The following is a 17,211-nucleotide window of genomic DNA, read 5'->3' on the forward strand; positions in this document are numbered from 1 at the left end:
TCACCACTACGCAACTGCTGAGCTGCTTTCTTGTAATCAATTTCTAAGTTGTCCATAATATAAAAACTGTGTTAAACTACTTTTATTGTAGCTTGACACAGTTTAATTTACACTCTCAATCTACGTCTCCGTTTATGAATTGCTCAGATTCTTAATGATTTCCAAAGGTAGCTGGGTAGCTTTGGCTATCTGTTCGGCAGAAAGTCCCATCGCCAGCAATCGTTGTGCTGTTTCTGTGTTGGCCTCATGTTTGCCTTCTGCTCTACCTTTCTCCATACCTTTTTCCATACCTTCCGCAAGACCTTCTTGCTTACCTTTTGCCATACCAATTTCCATACCCTCAGCTATACCTTCACGCTTGGCAGTGTCTACGGAATTCTTGATGTCGCGATATGCCATCTTGCTGGCTTCAAAGCTGATATATCTTTCTTCTACCTGCTTCATAATCAACTGTATTAAAAATCCATGCCGCAAAGTTACGGTTTTATTTTCAAACCCGCAAGAGATTTCAGGGAAAAGTTTCAGAAAATGTTTTATGGTTGTACGCAAGCACATGAAGAAGAATACTCAAGTGGTTCAGTCAGCTAACTCAAGTGGTTCAATCAAGCAACTCAAGTAGTTCAGTAAGCGAGATCAGACGTCTCAGTTAGCTGATGCATACGTCTCGATAAGCCTACGGATACGTCTCAATAAGCTTACGGATACGTCTCCGTTAGCTTACGCAGTCATATCCTTAACCCGATGCAGTCATATTCGTAACCCGATGCAGTCATATTCGTAACCCGATGCAGCCATATTTGTAACCCGATGCAGCCGTATTCGTGAATAAGTTTTATGTAATCATCTATCATCCATCACGATTTGGGGTTATCCCTCACGATATTCTCACTACACATTACCAGATACTGCATATCATTGTAGAAACACTTGCGATAGATTGACTTATACTGATATAGATAGACACATTTATGGTTAATAAATAAAATGTGTCTATCTATATCAGTATTTTATATGCTTATAACAAATAATAAGCGGCATTCCTTGGATATGAATGCCGCTTATCATATAATTCAATATTTTTCTGAGTCATCTATGAAAGATTTGTCTTCTCGGTTTTCACAATCTTTCGGCCTTCTCTTATTTCAGATATTCTCCGAAATCTGTCAATCTCATATCTCCCTTCTTCAGGAAGGTATCGTGCATGGCGAGGGCGGCACGCATGCTCTGTGGCTCGTGGCCCTTCTCGGCAAACTTCAAGTATTCGCGGAGCATTGGACGGTAATCTGGATGGGCACAGTTTTCGATAATCTCTTTGGCACGGCGCAATGGGCCTTTGCCACGGAGATCGGCTACTCCCTGTTCGGTAACAATCACATCCACATCGTGCTCGGTGCTGTCCACATGACTGCACATAGGAACAATGGCAGAGATGCAGCCGTTCTTGGTGGTACTCTGCGTGGTGAAGATAGAAATGTAACCATTGCGCTCGTAATCGCAGGAACCGCCGATACCATTCATCAGCTTGCTGCCACAGATATGGCTGGAGTTCTCATTGCCGTAGATATCGCACTCAATGGCGGTGTTCATGGCGATGACACCCAGACGGCGGATGACCTCAGGAGAGTTTGAAATCTCGCTCTGGCGGATGGTGAGATGCTTCTTGAAGTAATCAATATCATCATACACCTCTTTCAATGTATCGTTTGTTACGGTGAGCGAAGAGCAGGAAGCATCCTTGATTCTTCCCTCGCGCATGTATTTCACTACAGCATCCTGAACCACCTCGGTATAAACGCTGAATACCGGCACGTTAGGATTCTGTCCTAATGCCTCAAGAACGGCATTGGAAGTTACGCCCACTCCGCTCTGCAAAGGCAGGAACTGAGGAGGAATATGTCCCTTCTTCAGGTCGCTGACCAGGAAATCAGCCACATTATGTCCCATCTGTTCGGTCACAGGGTCGAGAGGTTTGAAGGCACGTGCCTCCTCCGGAATGTTGCATTCTATCACACCCACTATCTTGCGGGCATCAATCTCCACATACTCTTTACCTATTCTATCACCTACGTTCATGATAGGAATAGGGGTGCGGAACGGGCATTCTGCTATCTCATATACATCGTGAAGATAGCGGGAAGCTGGACTGTGGAAGGTATTCTTCTCGATGAGCACCTTCTTGGCAAGACGGACGATGGTAGGAACGATGCCGCCGGCAGAGGTTAGGAATGCCTTGCAGGTAGTTTCGCCTTCTTCCAAATCAGAAACTTCGATGATGGCAAGGTCTATTTCGCCATAGAAACCACGACGCAGGCGCTCAGCCATGTGGCCGAGGTGCATGTCCTCATAATCAATCTCGCCCAGGTTGGTATGAGTTCTAAAGTCCTTGTTGGTAGAAAATGGCGCACGGAACTTGATGGCATGGGCTGCTGCCATGTCACCTTCGATACTCTGCGAGGTAGAAGCACCCGTGAGGATGCCCACCTGGAAAGGTCTGCCCGCCTCGTGCTCAGCCACGGCTCTCTTGGAGAGTTCGCGGAAGGTTGCCTTAGGCACGCCGTTTGGTGTGAAACCACTCAATCCGATTGTATCTTGATCGTTAATCATCGCTGCCGCTTCGGCAGCACTCAATCTTGTATATGCCATTTTCTTCTAACTTAATACTCATTAGCGGAACTTATAGCCGCCTTCTTGATAATTGATAACTGTTTGCGGCTGCAAAGTTACACATTATTTTCGATATACGCTAATAATTTGATAATTTTATGCAATTAATTGGCAAAAAACTTACAAATAGTGAATAGATATACAAAAATTGCTTACTTTATGCAAAAAGATAGCCGAAAGTTTGGATGACATTGCCCTATAAGCGTGAAACTCTTTACTTTCCCCTTTTGGGGAATTGTATAGCCATTATTAGCTTATATCTGTTTGCGATATAGTCCGTTTGGACTTCAATATTATAGACGAAACAACCGCAACAATTAAAACAAAAACAGCAATTCCGATAAATGATATATGTAAACCATAATGTTTCCCTACGAATCCGATTAGTACTGGACCGAGGAGTATCCCCGAATATCCAAGGGCATTAATGAAACTGATAATGTTGTGTACAGCCATTCCTTTGATATGTGCCGCAAAGGAAACCAATTGAGGAACAACATTGGCGGCACCGCAGCCGACAATCACAAAGCCAGCGACAGCAGCAACGGAACTATCAACTAATACTACAACCATGAAACCGATAGCAATGAGTAATGCTCCTCCGGCCACAACAAACCTTTGTCCCAATCGATTTACGGTTTTGTCTCCACAGAGCCTCATAATGGTCATTGAAACAGCAAATGCTGTATAGAAGAAACCTGCCATGGACATGTCAACGCCACGCTCTTGACTGACAAATATTGCCGACCAGCCCATCACAGCACCCTCCGAGGCATACATGATAAAGCACAACAATCCAACTACGATAACCATAGGAGGAATATACAATTTATTTTTTCTTGGCTTCTCAACAGGTACGTCAGACAACACAAATTCTTCTTTCGGCAACAAATCCCTACATCCGAATACCAGCGCCAGCAATATGAATATTATACAAATAACAACAGCCCATTTAGGCATGAGTCCTAAAGTAAACAGCACGCTCATCGCTCCGGCACCAATCAGTGTACCCAACGAATAGCCACCATGAAAACCAGACATAAAATGCTGTCCCGTCATGCGCTCGACGGTAACACCATTCATGTTTGCCGCAACATCAATGGTGATGGTGCAACCTCCGAAAACCATAAGCATCACGCTTGTCAGCCATATATTTATAAGCAGACTTATGGCTAACAATGCGAAAGCCATCAGCAATCCCGATACATAAACCACCTTCTTTGCGCCAAAATGATTTACAAGAAAGCCGGAAAGCGGAAGTGCACAGATAGAGCCAAAGCCACTGCACAGCATAAGTAACCCAAGAGTACCCTCGTCTATTGCAAACGCTCTCTTGACGTATGGTACAAGCGGTGCCCACGAAGCCTCGAGAACCCCTATTATCATAAAGGCAACACGATTGGCGACAAGCAAATGTTTATGTTGATTATGAAGTATATTCATTTTAATTGATCATTAAGATATATTGCGATGTCATATCAAGCAGGCAATCATTTTTTGCCTGCTTGATATTCCTTGATTCGTAGTTATTTCGGCAATAGCCTGTTTATAATTTAAGTCTTTTTACTCCTGCTACATCCGATTTATTGGTTACTTCAAAGATACTGATGGCATAACCTCCTCCTGAAGCAGCTCTTAATTTTAAAACAGATTTCGAAGTAACTGTTCCTTTATGGATGGTATAAGCCTGTGGATTCGTTTTGTAGTCGGCATCGGGTGCATCGGCATACACGGTGGCTACATAGGTTTTATCAGCATCGAGAAAGTTTAACTTCAATACGGATTGATGCCCTTTTTCTCCACTCGTACATCCAACAAACCAATTGTTTGTGTCCTTAGCTTTACGGGCTACCGTAATGTATTGTCCAGGTTCCGCCTCAAGGTATTTAGAATCATCCCAATCGATTGCCACATCTTTGATGAATTGAAACGCATCCATATAACGCTCATAATGTTCCGGCAAATCTGCCGCCATTTGTAATGGACTGTACATTGTGACATATAAGGCAAGTTGACGTGCCAATGTGGAGTTGACGTGTGAACGATTGGGAGCCCATGTACTGAGGTCCATTACGAAAATACCTGGCGTATAGTCCATCGGGCCTCCCTGAAGACGTGTGAACGGCAAAATGGTTGTATGGAAAGGTTTATTACCTCCAAAGGCTTCATATTCTGTGCCGCGAGCGGATTCATTGCTTATCAAGTTGGGATAAGTGCGACATAATCCGGTCGGACGTACTGCCTCATGCGCATTGACCATGAGATGATGCTTGGCAGCTTGCTTAATGGCATAAAGATAATGGTTTACCATCCATTGGCCATAATGGTATTCGCCAGCAGGTTGTATATATCCAACGTATCCACTCTTCACCGCATTATAACCGTATTTGTTCATAAGACTATACGCCTCTTCCATATGGCGCTCATAGTTGCGCACAGATGAAGATGTTTCGTGATACATCATCAGTTTAACATTCTTATTGTGTGCATACTCATTCAACCCCGGTAGGTCAAAATCCGGATAAGGAGTCATAAAGTCAAAGACATAGTCTTTCATTTTCCCGAACCAATCCTCCCATCCGATGTTCCAGCCTTCTACCAATACTTGATCGAAACCGTGGGTTGCGGCAAAGTCTATATATTTTTTCACATTTTGGGTGTTGGCAGGATGTTGTCCGTTAGGTTTTGCTTTTGAATAGTCCGTCTCACCCAGTTTAACGGAAGGGTAATCCCATGTATAAGCCCAAGGGCGGTTTCCGGCAATCATTTCCCACCATACACCGATATATTTCACTGGTTTGATCCAAGAAGTATCCTCCAATTTGCATGGCTCGTTCAAATTCAGGATAAGCTTTGAAGATAAGATGTCACGAGCATCATCGCTGACCATAATCGTTCGCCAAGGACTATGGCAAGGCGCTTGCAGTCTTCCTTTGTTCCCCTGTGCATCGGGTGTTAACCAGGATTCGAAAACCAAGTTCTTATCATCCAGGTTTAGATGCATGCATGAATAATCGACTAAAGCAGCCTCGTGCAGGTTAATATAAAGCCCATCATCAGTCTTCATTTGTAAAGAGGTCTGTACCCCTGTATCAGAGAATTTTGTTTGTGATAAATTGTCCGTATAGGCCTCTGGCATTAACCTGCGAATTTCTGACAAGCGGCTTTCTGTATAGTCATATTCTTGTGTGTCGTAATCTCCAGGAATCCACCAGGCTGTATGATTACCCGTCATAGCAAATTGGGTATGTTCTTCTTTGACAATGAAATAGATCAATTCCTTTTGGCTTGGGAACTCGTAGCGCAGGCCCAAACCATCGTCGTAAACTCGAAAGCGAATGTTCATATATCGGTCGGTCTTTGGCTGCCGGAGTTCTATCAGCAGTTCGTTGTAGTGATTGCGAATGTTTTTTACTTCTCCCCATACCGGCTGCCATATTTCGTCGAAAGAGGAGGTAGAGGTCTTTACGACCTCAAAACCATCCATAAGATCGGGTTGCCCATTCAGTTCCAATCCTAAACGACTGGGCTTGACAACAGGTTTGTTTTTATAGCCTACATAATAGGTTGGAACACCTCTTTCGGTCAATTCAAAGTTTACGTCTATAATACCTGAAGGAGATAAAATCTTTTGGGCATAAGACGCCGATAACTGTAAAATAATGATGGTAAATAGTATTGCTCTTTTCATAAAAGTAAATAACTGAACTTTCGCATGTGGGGAAGTTAAGTGAAGTTAGGGAAGTTAGAAGGAAGTTAAGGGACAAATGTCCTACATTTTAAGCTAGAAGACTATTGTCTCTTAACTTCCCGAACGACCGTAGGGAGTGATAACTTCTTTAACTTCAATCAATTCCCTCACTTGCGAAACTTGAATAAATAAAATATAGTTCGTTGATTATCATATAGAATTATTTCAGATTCAATGGTGTCATAACGAAAGAACAGTTTCTTGTATGCTGTTCGTATTATTTCGTTGTCTGTTTGAATCCTGTATCTTCCGCTGACCATGATTGCCATTTACACTCGCCGACTTCCATTTCAGAGAACTGTGCGGTGAATGAATGGTCAACCGGGCTTGCCGCATATATTCCGAACGAGATTTCCCCATCACCCTTATCCAAATGGAATGTACGCATCTGGTGGAAAGTGGTACCGTCAGGACTTGTCTCTATATAATAGTCGCTTCCCCGACGGCTAAGGCGATACCACATTTCCTTTATGGAAGATGGAATATCATGCGTAGCCCAGTCGGAATATCCGTTGTTTGTCACCACACTGCCCAATCTCTGGTATTCCTCGTTCTCGTATTCGATTGACGCCTTCATCCAATTGTCACTGTCAAGATAGATTGCGATACCGCACTGGTCGAACAGGGCCGAACTGTTGAACGATGTCTTTACAGTAAAAGAAAAGAACTTGTTGGAGGTTTTCATTTGCAGCACCGGAGCATTGTCGTTGCTGAACCCATAATAGGTGCGCTGCCACAAGTCTGTGTGAGGTTCTGAAACGATTGTAATCAAAGAGTCCGTGATAGTGTATTGTTTGGGCTCACGAATCCAAAACAAGTTTTCAGCCACAAATGGCTTTAAGATTGTATCATTTTTTTCCATATTCGATTTATTTGCTATTGATGATTGTTGTTTTTTCTCATTTTGACATGACAGCAGAGTGCATGCAAGCAGCGACAATGCTATGAAAAATTGATTTCTCTTCATTTGTCGAAATGTTTAATATGTTTGTTAAAATCTGATAATAGTGCTGAGGCATGGTGTTTATTCCCCGTCGAGTTTACCTATGCGAAAATTGGCAACAGCCTCTTGCTTAAGCGACACTTCCGTAAAATAGCAGGTGTGTGCATCGTCTTTAGGACTTTGGGAACTTAGGCCAAGAAGCAGTTTTTTCGGAAAATCATTCTTGTAGAGACGAGCCATGTGCCATATATTCCCATCTTCTGAAAAATAACTGCCAAGAGTAGTGCCATCGGATGATAATCTCATATAAACATACGGACCGATAATCGCCTGATGATTATTGTCATCAGAAGTGCCTATTGTGCGAACTGACACCACGCGGTGAACACCATATTCATCCTGTTCGAAACACAGTTTTTGACAATGAGTGTCATTCTCGTATGCGTATAACACACCTGCCGAATATGTTCCAGTTTTGGTGAAGTTCGGCTGTACTTTAGCCGTAAAAGTGAAAGGCTTAGTGTTGTCAACTTCTGTAAAAATGACTGCAGAGCTATTGACAACGCTTCCATCCGGGGAGCGGAAATAATCAGTTTGGGGACCGGCCACAAACTTGAGAGTGTCGCCAAGAAGTGTGATACCATTCTCTCCGCCGTTTTTAGACTTTGTAAAACGGATTCCTCCTACATTGATATTGCAGGTAGCGAGTTTAACGTTTTCCGTTAAGACTTTCTTGTCAGAACTTCCTTCTTTTTTCTCTGACTCTTTCTGGATGCATCCAGTCATAGCAAGACTTGCTATGATTGCGATAAATACTAATTTTCTCATTGTAACATTGATTTGATGTTTATTATATTGCAACTTTCTTGTGATTTATTTGCGGTTGCAAAATTAGAGAAAATTTACGATATGTGCAATACTGATTTCTAACCAATTTTCGAATCAGGCATGCACATTAAATAAGGTTCATTCTTAATGCAATTTCTACTGCGGCTGCGGTATTGGCCACTTTTAACGATGCTAAAATATCCTGACGATGGCGATTAACCGTATAAATGGATATGTTTAACTTGTCGGCAATTTGTTTGCTTGGTACTCCTTTAGCTATCAATGACAGTATTTCAAGTTGTCGGCGGCTAAGAATTTTACGGTCACTCGCTTCGTATATGTCTCGTCCAACCGTTTCCCCGGTCAATAGATTAACAATTATTCCATCTTGTCGGTTATGGGAAATAGGGTACGGGATGTAAGTGCATAGACCGAGTAAAACACTACCGTTGGCACTACAGCTGAAATATCTCGTTGTATGGAGTATCTTGACTTTTTCATTGTCTCCGGCCCGGTAAAAATTAAGGATACATGAAGCTGAAAAATTTGTCTTTTCTTTTATTGAACGTTCTTTTATAAAGTTGAAGAAACGAAGTTCCAGTACATGACGTTCAATAAGTTCGTCTTCTTTTGCATGACAGAATACGATGTCCTCAAAGGCAGAATTACGATCTACCATATATTCTGGAAGATTCATTATAGTTTGACCGAATCTTCCAGAATAAATATGGCATTCTTTATTTTGAAAATCTGATACAACTGCTATGCCTTCTGTTGCTAATGCATAACCATTTGCACACGCTTTTGCTTGAGCGAGTAATAGTTCCCTGTTATCCGAGGCTTCAAACTCTTGATCTGTCAAAAGCGATTTTAGTTCATTTTCTTGCTTCATTCTGAATTGATATCTATTCGCACCATTACGGAGTAGTGCCATTTAAATTTTGTTGCAAAATTACTAATAATAATTGATTTAGATCACAAGCTTCTCTTAAAATATATTAATTGAACATGAAGTCGAAATAGAGTTGGTTATCATTAAATGTTGCTTAACCCACTTGAACAACTTATGACAAGCTTTATATAAGTTTATATAATACCTTTTTGGCTCTAAATATGTTAAAATTACCACTTAGAGCCACTTTCTTATCAATTCGTTTGGCTTTAAGTGGTATTTTTTGTATATTTGCAGCCAAAATAAGCAGGTTGTTTAACCCATTCACTATATAATATATGACAAAGATAATAGGAAGGAAACGTGAGCTACAACAGCTCGAAGAGGCATACAAAGCAGAGGAATCGCTGTTTGTTGTCGTATATGGTCGCCGTCGCGTAGGCAAGACTTTTCTTGTAAGAGAGGCCTTTGACGACAAGTTGGCATTTTATGCCACAGGTGTCAACCAGGAAAATAAGGATGTACAGCTCATGTATTTCTACCATGCGCTTTGCAAATATTCTGATGCACCCCTTGCTCTGCCAAAGACCTGGCTAGAGGCATTCGATGCGCTCATCAAGATACTGGAAGCATCCAAGGAGCAGAAGAAAGTGGTGTTCCTTGATGAATTATCATGGATGAATGGAGTGGACGGCTCTTTTCTTACCGCCTTGGAATGGTTTTGGAACAGTTGGGCTTCGGCAAGAACGGATATTTTGCTAGTTTGCTGTAGCTCAGCCACTTCGTGGATTATCAACAAGGTTTTCAACAATCATGGTGGATTATATGGTCGAGTGAATCGTCGCATTCATTTGCATCCTTTTACCCTCCGAGAGTGCGAAGAGTTTTATAAGGATAAAAAGATTGCCATGAACCATTACGACCAAGTAATAAGCTACATGGTGTTTGGCGGTGTGCCTTATTATCTCAGCATGCTGGAATCAACCAAGAGCTTGGCGCAGAACATCGATGAGTTATTGTTTCATCCCGATGGTCAACTCCATCGAGAATACGAGAATCTGTATCAAGCCATGTTCCGCAATGCAGACAACCACTTACTGATAGTAAAAGCCATGGCTGCAAAGAGCAAGGGATTGACTCGCAATGAGATACTGGAAGCCACAGGCTTGCCAAATGCGGGGAGTGCGACTAGAGTATTGGATGAACTGGAACAAAGTGACTTCATTCGCCGCTATACCTCGTTCGGACAGAAGAAGCGCGACGAGATGTATCAACTTACTGATGCATACACCTTATTCTATTTTCATTTCCTGCAGGATGGCAAGAACAACGACAAGCAGTTTTGGCAGCATCATCTGGGCACACCAAAGATAAACTCATGGGCAGGTTATGCCTTTGAGCAGGTTTGCCTGGCTCATGTGGAGCAAATCAAGATGGCGATGGGAATCAGTGGCATGGCTGTATCTACTTCGGGATGGTTCAGCAAGGGCAAGGAGCAAAAAGCTCAGATAGACCTGGTGCTGGATAGAGCTGACCATATCGTAAACCTCTGCGAAATCAAGTTCTCTACCCGGCCTTATACAATAGATAAGCAATATGCCGAAACGCTACAAAATCGCCAATGGATCTTTGAACAGGAGACAAAGACTCGCAAGAGTTGCCAGCAGGTTATGCTTACCACTTATGGTTTGGCAAAAAATCAGTATAGCAGTATCATACAGAGAGAATTGACCATGGAAGATCTGTTCCATTGATATTTTCGAGGAATTTAATAACATTTTGCGAATGATTTGTCGGATATATCAGAAAAATGAGTTAACTTTGCAGACAAATATAAATAATATAAAAGAAAGGTTCATACAAGATGGAACAGAAATTACTGATTTACAACACTCTCACTCGTACGAAAGAGAGATTCACTCCGCTCCACGCTCCTAACGTGGGCATGTATGTTTGTGGCCCTACCGTGTATGGCGATCCGCATCTCGGTCATGCACGACCAGCCATCACATTCGATATACTCTTCCGCTATCTCAAGCACCTGGGCTATAAGGTTCGCTACGTTAGAAACATTACCGACGTGGGCCACCTGGAGCACGATGCAGATGAAGGCGATGACAAGATTGAGAAGAAGGCTCGCCTGGAGCAGTTGGAGCCAATGGAAATTGCGCAGTACTACACCAACCGCTACCACGATGCCATGGAGGCGCTGAACGTACTCCCTCCTAGCATTGAGCCTCATGCCACAGGCCATATCATCGAACAGGAGAAACTGGTTCAGGAAATCCTGGACAATGGCTATGCCTACGAGAGTAACGGCTCTATCTACTTCGACATCGAGAAGTATAACAAGGATCATAAGTACGGTATCCTCTCCGGACGTAACCTGGAGAACGTAATCAACGAGAGCCGCGAGCTGGCTGGTATCGGCGAGAAGAAGAACCAGGCTGACTTCGCCCTCTGGAAGAAGGCTTCACCAGAGCATATCATGCGCTGGCCTAGTCCTTGGAGTGATGGATTCCCAGGATGGCACTGCGAGTGTACTGCGATGGGACGCAAGTACTTGGGCAGCCACTTCGATATTCACGGTGGTGGCATGGATTTGATTTTCCCTCACCACGAGTGCGAGATTGCGCAGGCTGTGGCTTCTCAGGGCGACCAGATGGTTCGTTACTGGATGCACAACAATATGATTACCATCAACGGTCAGAAGATGGGTAAGAGTCTTGGCAACTTCATCACCCTGGAGCAGTTCTTCACAGGCAATCACGACAGTTTGGAGCAGGCTTATTCGCCAATGACCATCCGTTTCTTCATCCTCTCCGCTCACTACCGCAGCACTGTAGATTTCTCTAACGATGCATTGAAGGCTAGCCAGAAGGGATTGGAGCGCCTGATGAATGGTTTGAACGACCTGGAGCGTGTGCCTGTGGCTAAGCAGAGCGATGAGCAGGTGAAGAAGTTTGTAAGCGAGTTGCGCCAGCGCTGCTACGATGCGATGAACGATGACTTCCAGACTCAGCTCGTTATCAGCTATCTCTTCGAGGCTTGCCACGTAATCAATACAGCCCTCGACCACAAGGCAAACATCTCTGCTGAAGACCTGAAGGAGCTTTCAGACACCATGCATCTCTTCACTTTCGACCTGCTCGGTCTGAAGAGTGAGAAGGGAGCCAACAATGATGCTCGTGAAGAGGCTTATGGCAAGGTAGTGGATATGGTTCTCAACCTGCGTGCCAAGGCTAAGGCTGATAAGGATTGGGCTACCAGCGACCAGATTCGCGATGCCCTGGCTGAAGCCGGCTTCGAGGTAAAGGACACCAAAGATGGTGTTACCTGGAAACTGAACAAATAATATTTAAAAAGAGGGTGCATCATCAATTTATGACGCACCCTCTCTTTTTATTTTTGTACTGCTGCAGAATCTTTCTTCCTTGCAGCAAGTGAATCTTTCTGTCTGCCAGATATAGAATCCCGCAACATCTTATCTTTCTTACTCTTATATTCCTTATACTCTTTTTCGTAATAATGGGCATAGTTGGCGAAAGGCTCTGTCGTTACCTCATCGCTCGATGCCGTATAGGTATTTCCGTATGGATCGGATGCCTTGATGATGATTCTGGCATTCGGATTCCTAGGAGTATAATAATATAGGTGGTTCATGATGAGATAACCGTTGCCCTTGCTCACGAACCGGTAAGATACACTCTCGCTGTACTTATGATGATAGCCTGCGGCAAAGGCATCCTGACCCTTTCCGCTGAGGCGCCCCATCAGATATTCCTTGCCATCCTCTACGGCTACCACACGCCAATGACTGGTAGCATTGAAGACATTGGCTACCAGGATATTCCTGTTGTTTGCCAACTGCCAATCCCTAGAGTATTTCTCGCCGTTGAAATCGGTCTGCGCACGGAACAAGGTCATCTGCTTGCTCTTATCCCAGAAGGTCCCCTTGTAATAGCAGTTGCTGATGCTGGTACCCACAAAACTGTATACATAATATCCGTTCGGGGTGCCGCAGATGTTGATGTTCGACTGCCATATATTGCCACAGGCGGCAGCATGACAATGCTCCATCACATCCTCGCCCTGATAATTGATCTCGTGGTTGCAGGCAAAATGAGTATGGCCGCAGAAGAGTTCGTAACCGCCCTTAAACTGTTTCAGCAAAGAAAGCAGGAGCGAGAGACGGGAAGAAGAATAGTGTCCCTCCTCATGGGCATTGGTCAGCGGCTTCGCCTTGCTGAAAGGCGCATTGCCGAAGGTGAACGGGATATGATAGCAGAGCACCACCTTCATATCCTTAGGCGTAAGGGCGAGATCCTGCTTCAGCCACTTCACCTGGCGCTCACGTAATTCTCCAGGAGAATAATAAGACATGCCGCGATGGAAGAAGCAGTTGTTGATGCAGACATAATGCACATCGCCACGGTTGAAGGAAAAATCGGTAGGACCGAAATTCTCCTCCCATTTCCTGCGGTAGAGCGCCTTGCCATCCTGGTCGTGATTGCCGATGACGGAGAAGAGACGCATCTCTGAAGAGCCCAATGCCTGGCGTATCTGACGCTCCAGTTTGGCGTTGTAACCGCCATAATACTGTACATCATCGCCCATGCTGAGCCCGTAGACCGGTGTTCCGGCAGGCAGCGAACTGATGGTCTGCCTGATGTCCGCCATCGTCTGGGTAGTGAATCTTTCTACATCGCTCTTCTTGATGGGATTATCATCCGGAGAAGTATAGTAAGGGCTGTAGGCATTGGTAACCTGCGGGTCGCCGATGACAATCATCTTATAGTGAATCTCCTTGCCGCCCGGCAGTCGGGTGAGGGTGAAGTTATAGGTTTTCTTCCCCTTGGAAACCTTCTGGTAGAAGAAAGCCGTGCGATCGGTCTTAGAATGGGTAGGAACCTCGCAATCGGCTGGAACAGAATAGTATATGAATTTTGCCAGGCTGTCTCGCTTCATCTTATATCTGCCCTGTGCATCGGTTTTCACACAGTTGAATCCATCGCTCACGATGACGCCAGCCACTCCCTTTCCTTCCTTATCTCTTAAAGTTCCGGAGATATTGAAATCCATCTTCTTCACAGGTTTCTTCTTCAGCGTATCAGCAGGCTGTGGCTTGAGCCGGAGAACCGGTGGAGTTTTCACCAGGTTCTGTATCTGTTTCTTGGGGTAGAGCAGGTGCAAGGTGATGCCTATTGCTACGAGAGCGCAGCAAGCAACCGACAGAACCCCTATGTATAATTGTTTCTTTTTCATGAGTACAAAAGTACGGCTTTATTATGGTAATGCAGCATATATTCATTTAAAAAACTCTAAATATTACCTTAGGGTAACTTACCTTAGGGTAATATTTCGTAACTTTGTACCAAATACTTGGAATATGGCAAACGATAATAAAGGTCTTACACCGATGATGAGACAGTTTTTCGAGATGAAATCGAAACATCCCGAAGCGCTGCTGCTCTTCCGTTGCGGTGACTTCTACGAAACTTACTGCGAAGATGCGGTGGAGGCATCCCGTATACTCGGCATTACGCTGACACGACGTAACAATGGCGGTTCTACGGGCACGACTGAGATGGCAGGATTCCCTCATCATGCTCTGGATACCTATCTGCCTAAACTCATCAGGGCGGGTAAGCGCGTAGCGGTATGCGACCAGCTGGAAGACCCGAAGAAGAAACGACTCGAAATAAAAGGTAAGAAGGGACTGAGCCAGATGGACAAGATGGTGAAGCGAGGTATTACCGAACTCGTTACACCGGGTGTGGCGATGGGAGATAACGTACTGAACTACAAGGAGAACAACTTCCTGGCAGCCGTACACTTCGGCAAGACCGCCTGCGGTGTGAGCTTTCTGGATATCTCGACCGGAGAGTTTCTTACCGGCGAGGGAACCTACGACTATGTAGAAAAACTGATGGGCAACTTCATGCCGAAAGAGGTGCTCTACGACCGCGCCCGAAAGAATGACTTCGAGAAATATTTCGGCAGCAAATACTGTACCTTCGAACTGGATGACTGGGTTTTCACCGAACAGACAGCCCTGCAGAAACTCCTGGGACATTTCAAGACAAAATCTCTGAAAGGTTTCGGTGTAGAGCATCTCAAGAATGGCGTGATAGCCAGTGGTGCCATCATGCAGTATCTCGAGATTACCCAGCATACACAGATTAATCATATCACCGCCCTTTCACGTATCGAAGAAGATAAGTTTGTGCGTATGGATAGGTTTACCATCCGCAGTCTGGAACTGGTTGCCCCTATGCAGGAAGACGGTTCTTCGCTCCTGAATGTCATCGACCGTACGGTAACGGCGATGGGCGGACGTATGCTCAGACGCTGGCTGGTCTTCCCGTTGAAGGACGTTAAACCAATCAACGAGCGCCTCGACATCGTAGAATATTTCTTCAAGGAACCGGAATTCCGTCAGCTTCTCGATGACCAGCTGCATCGCATCAGCGACCTGGAGCGTATCATTTCCAAAGTAGCCGTGGGTAGAGTTTCGCCTCGCGAAGTGGTTCAGTTGAAGAATGCACTCGAAGCCATCAAGCCTATCAAGGTGGCATGCCAGCATGCTACGAACGAGGCTCTGAAGCGGGTAGGCGAGCAGCTGAACGTATGCGAGACCCTGAAAGACCGCATCGCCAGGGAAATACAGCCCGATCCGCCACAGCTGGTCAATAAGGGTGACGTGATAGCCGACGGATTCAATGCTGAACTTGACGACCTTCGTGCCATCAGCCGCCACGGCAAGGATTATCTGCTCAAGATACAGGAAAGGGAGATAGAAAAGACAGGAATTTCGAGTCTGAAGGTAGGTTACAATAATGTTTTCGGATACTATCTGGAGGTGAGAAATACCTTTAAGGATAAGGTGCCTGAGGAGTGGATACGCAAGCAGACGCTGGCTCAGGCAGAGCGTTATATCACCCAGGAACTGAAGGAATATGAGGAAAAGATTCTCGGTGCTGATGAGAAGATTCTGGTATTGGAAGCACAGCTCTTTAACGAACTGATAGCTGCCATGCAGGAGTATATTCCACAGATACAGATCAATGCCAACCTCATCGCCCGTATGGACTGTCTTTTGTCATTTGCAAAGACATCTGACGAGAACCGCTACGTGCGCCCTATCGTCGATGATTCTGAGGTGCTCGACATCAAGCAGGGCAGGCATCCGGTGATTGAAACCCAACTGCCGCTGGGCGAACGCTATGTACCTAACGATGTGCTGCTCGATACCGAGAAACAGCAGATCATGATGATTACCGGTCCTAACATGGCTGGTAAATCGGCTCTGCTGCGCCAGACTGCCCTTATCGTGCTGCTGGCACAGGTAGGCTGTTTTGTGCCCGCAGAGAGCGCCCGAGTTGGACTGGTGGATAAAATCTTCACACGTGTAGGTGCAAGCGACAATATATCGCTCGGCGAATCGACCTTCATGGTAGAGATGACCGAGGCAGCAAACATCCTGAACAACGTTTCTCCGCGCTCGCTGGTGCTCTTTGATGAGCTGGGAAGAGGTACTTCTACCTACGATGGTATTTCCATTGCCTGGGCTATCGTGGAATATCTGCATGAACATAAGAAGGCGCAGGCACGTACGCTCTTTGCTACCCACTATCATGAGCTCAACGAGATGGAGAAGAACTTCCCTCGCATCAAGAACTTCAATGTGAGTGTGAGAGAGGTGGACGGAAAGGTAATCTTCCTGCGTAAACTGGAACCGGGAGGCAGTGAGCACTCTTTCGGTATCCATGTGGCAGAGATTGCCGGTATGCCTCGCAGCATCGTGAACCGTGCCAATGTGATTCTCAAACAGTTGGAGGATGACAATGCCGGGGTTGGCGGTGCCGGTAAACCGAACGTACAGCACATCGATGAACCTAAGGATGGTGTGCAGCTCAGTTTCTTCCAGCTCGATGATCCTGTACTGACGCAGATACGTGATGAAATACTCGGGCTGGATGTGAACAATCTCACTCCGGTAGAGGCATTGAACAAGCTCAATGACATCAAGAAGATTCTGCTGGGAAGATAAAAATATAAATCCCTCCCCGTGGCAGCAGATGCTGTTGCACGAGGAGGGATTTTTATAATCTGAAAATAAGTCGTTTAATA

10 protein-coding genes and 1 pseudogene are annotated in these 17,211 nt (G+C 44.9%); 3 read left to right on the forward strand and 8 right to left on the reverse strand.

Features of this window, described 5'->3' with window-relative positions; all coding sequences use genetic code 11:
* Nucleotides 1–132 precede the first annotated feature (132 nt).
* The 7 genes and pseudogenes from NNC77_RS16780 to NNC77_RS11625 all read right to left on the reverse strand — a co-directional run.
* Nucleotides 133–327: pseudogene (locus tag NNC77_RS16780) on the reverse strand (Rpn family recombination-promoting nuclease/putative transposase); the annotation flags it as partial.
* Nucleotides 328–1,137: 810 nt separating this feature from the next.
* Nucleotides 1,138–2,643: an acetyl-CoA hydrolase/transferase C-terminal domain-containing protein gene (locus tag NNC77_RS11600; RefSeq protein ID WP_153138302.1), complete on the reverse strand. Its 1,506-nt coding sequence runs from the start codon at nt 2,641–2,643 to the stop codon at nt 1,138–1,140.
* Nucleotides 2,644–2,913: 270 nt separating this feature from the next.
* Entirely contained in the window at nt 2,914–4,107 is a 1,194-nt protein-coding gene (locus NNC77_RS11605) for an MFS transporter (protein WP_234564793.1), read from the reverse strand.
* A 103-nt stretch (nt 4,108–4,210) separates the two neighbouring features.
* Complete coding sequence (locus tag NNC77_RS11610) at nt 4,211–6,355, reverse strand: glycoside hydrolase family 97 protein (protein WP_234564794.1); 2,145 nt, start codon at nt 6,353–6,355, stop codon at nt 4,211–4,213.
* A 277-nt stretch (nt 6,356–6,632) separates the two neighbouring features.
* Entirely contained in the window at nt 6,633–7,277 is a 645-nt protein-coding gene (locus tag NNC77_RS11615) for a DUF1349 domain-containing protein (protein WP_218416958.1), read from the reverse strand.
* A gap of 162 nt (nt 7,278–7,439) precedes the next feature.
* Nucleotides 7,440–8,186: a DUF1349 domain-containing protein gene (locus NNC77_RS11620; protein WP_254971666.1), complete on the reverse strand. Its 747-nt coding sequence runs from the start codon at nt 8,184–8,186 to the stop codon at nt 7,440–7,442.
* 127 nt (nt 8,187–8,313) lie between these two features.
* Nucleotides 8,314–9,078: a response regulator transcription factor gene (locus tag NNC77_RS11625; protein ID WP_254971664.1), complete on the reverse strand. Its 765-nt coding sequence runs from the start codon at nt 9,076–9,078 to the stop codon at nt 8,314–8,316.
* 338 nt (nt 9,079–9,416) lie between these two features.
* On the opposite strand from NNC77_RS11625, the gene NNC77_RS11630 reads away from it, so the two are divergent.
* Nucleotides 9,417–10,832 (forward strand): AAA family ATPase, encoded by a 1,416-nt coding sequence (locus NNC77_RS11630; RefSeq protein WP_119228660.1) that lies wholly within the window; start codon nt 9,417–9,419, stop codon nt 10,830–10,832.
* Between the two features lie 110 nt (nt 10,833–10,942).
* On the forward strand, nt 10,943–12,433 hold the full coding sequence (gene cysS / locus NNC77_RS11635; RefSeq protein WP_117695079.1) for a cysteine--tRNA ligase: 1,491 nt from the start codon (nt 10,943–10,945) through the stop codon (nt 12,431–12,433).
* A 47-nt stretch (nt 12,434–12,480) separates the two neighbouring features.
* On the opposite strand, the gene NNC77_RS11640 is transcribed toward cysS, so the two are convergent.
* Nucleotides 12,481–14,343, reverse strand: a complete 1,863-nt coding sequence (locus NNC77_RS11640; RefSeq protein WP_254971663.1) for a calcineurin-like phosphoesterase C-terminal domain-containing protein — start codon at nt 14,341–14,343, stop codon at nt 12,481–12,483.
* Nucleotides 14,344–14,467: 124 nt separating this feature from the next.
* Here NNC77_RS11640 and mutS point away from each other — a divergent pair, with 124 nt between their 5' ends.
* The gene (gene mutS / locus NNC77_RS11645) at nt 14,468–17,131 is read left to right on the forward strand and encodes a DNA mismatch repair protein MutS (protein WP_006848893.1); all 2,664 of its coding nucleotides are present in this window, start codon (nt 14,468–14,470) and stop codon (nt 17,129–17,131) included.
* Nucleotides 17,132–17,211 lie beyond the last annotated feature (80 nt).

Origin of the sequence: Segatella copri, from assembly GCF_024330485.1 — a bacterium.
In the GTDB taxonomy this organism is placed as follows: domain Bacteria; phylum Bacteroidota; class Bacteroidia; order Bacteroidales; family Bacteroidaceae; genus Prevotella; species Prevotella copri_L.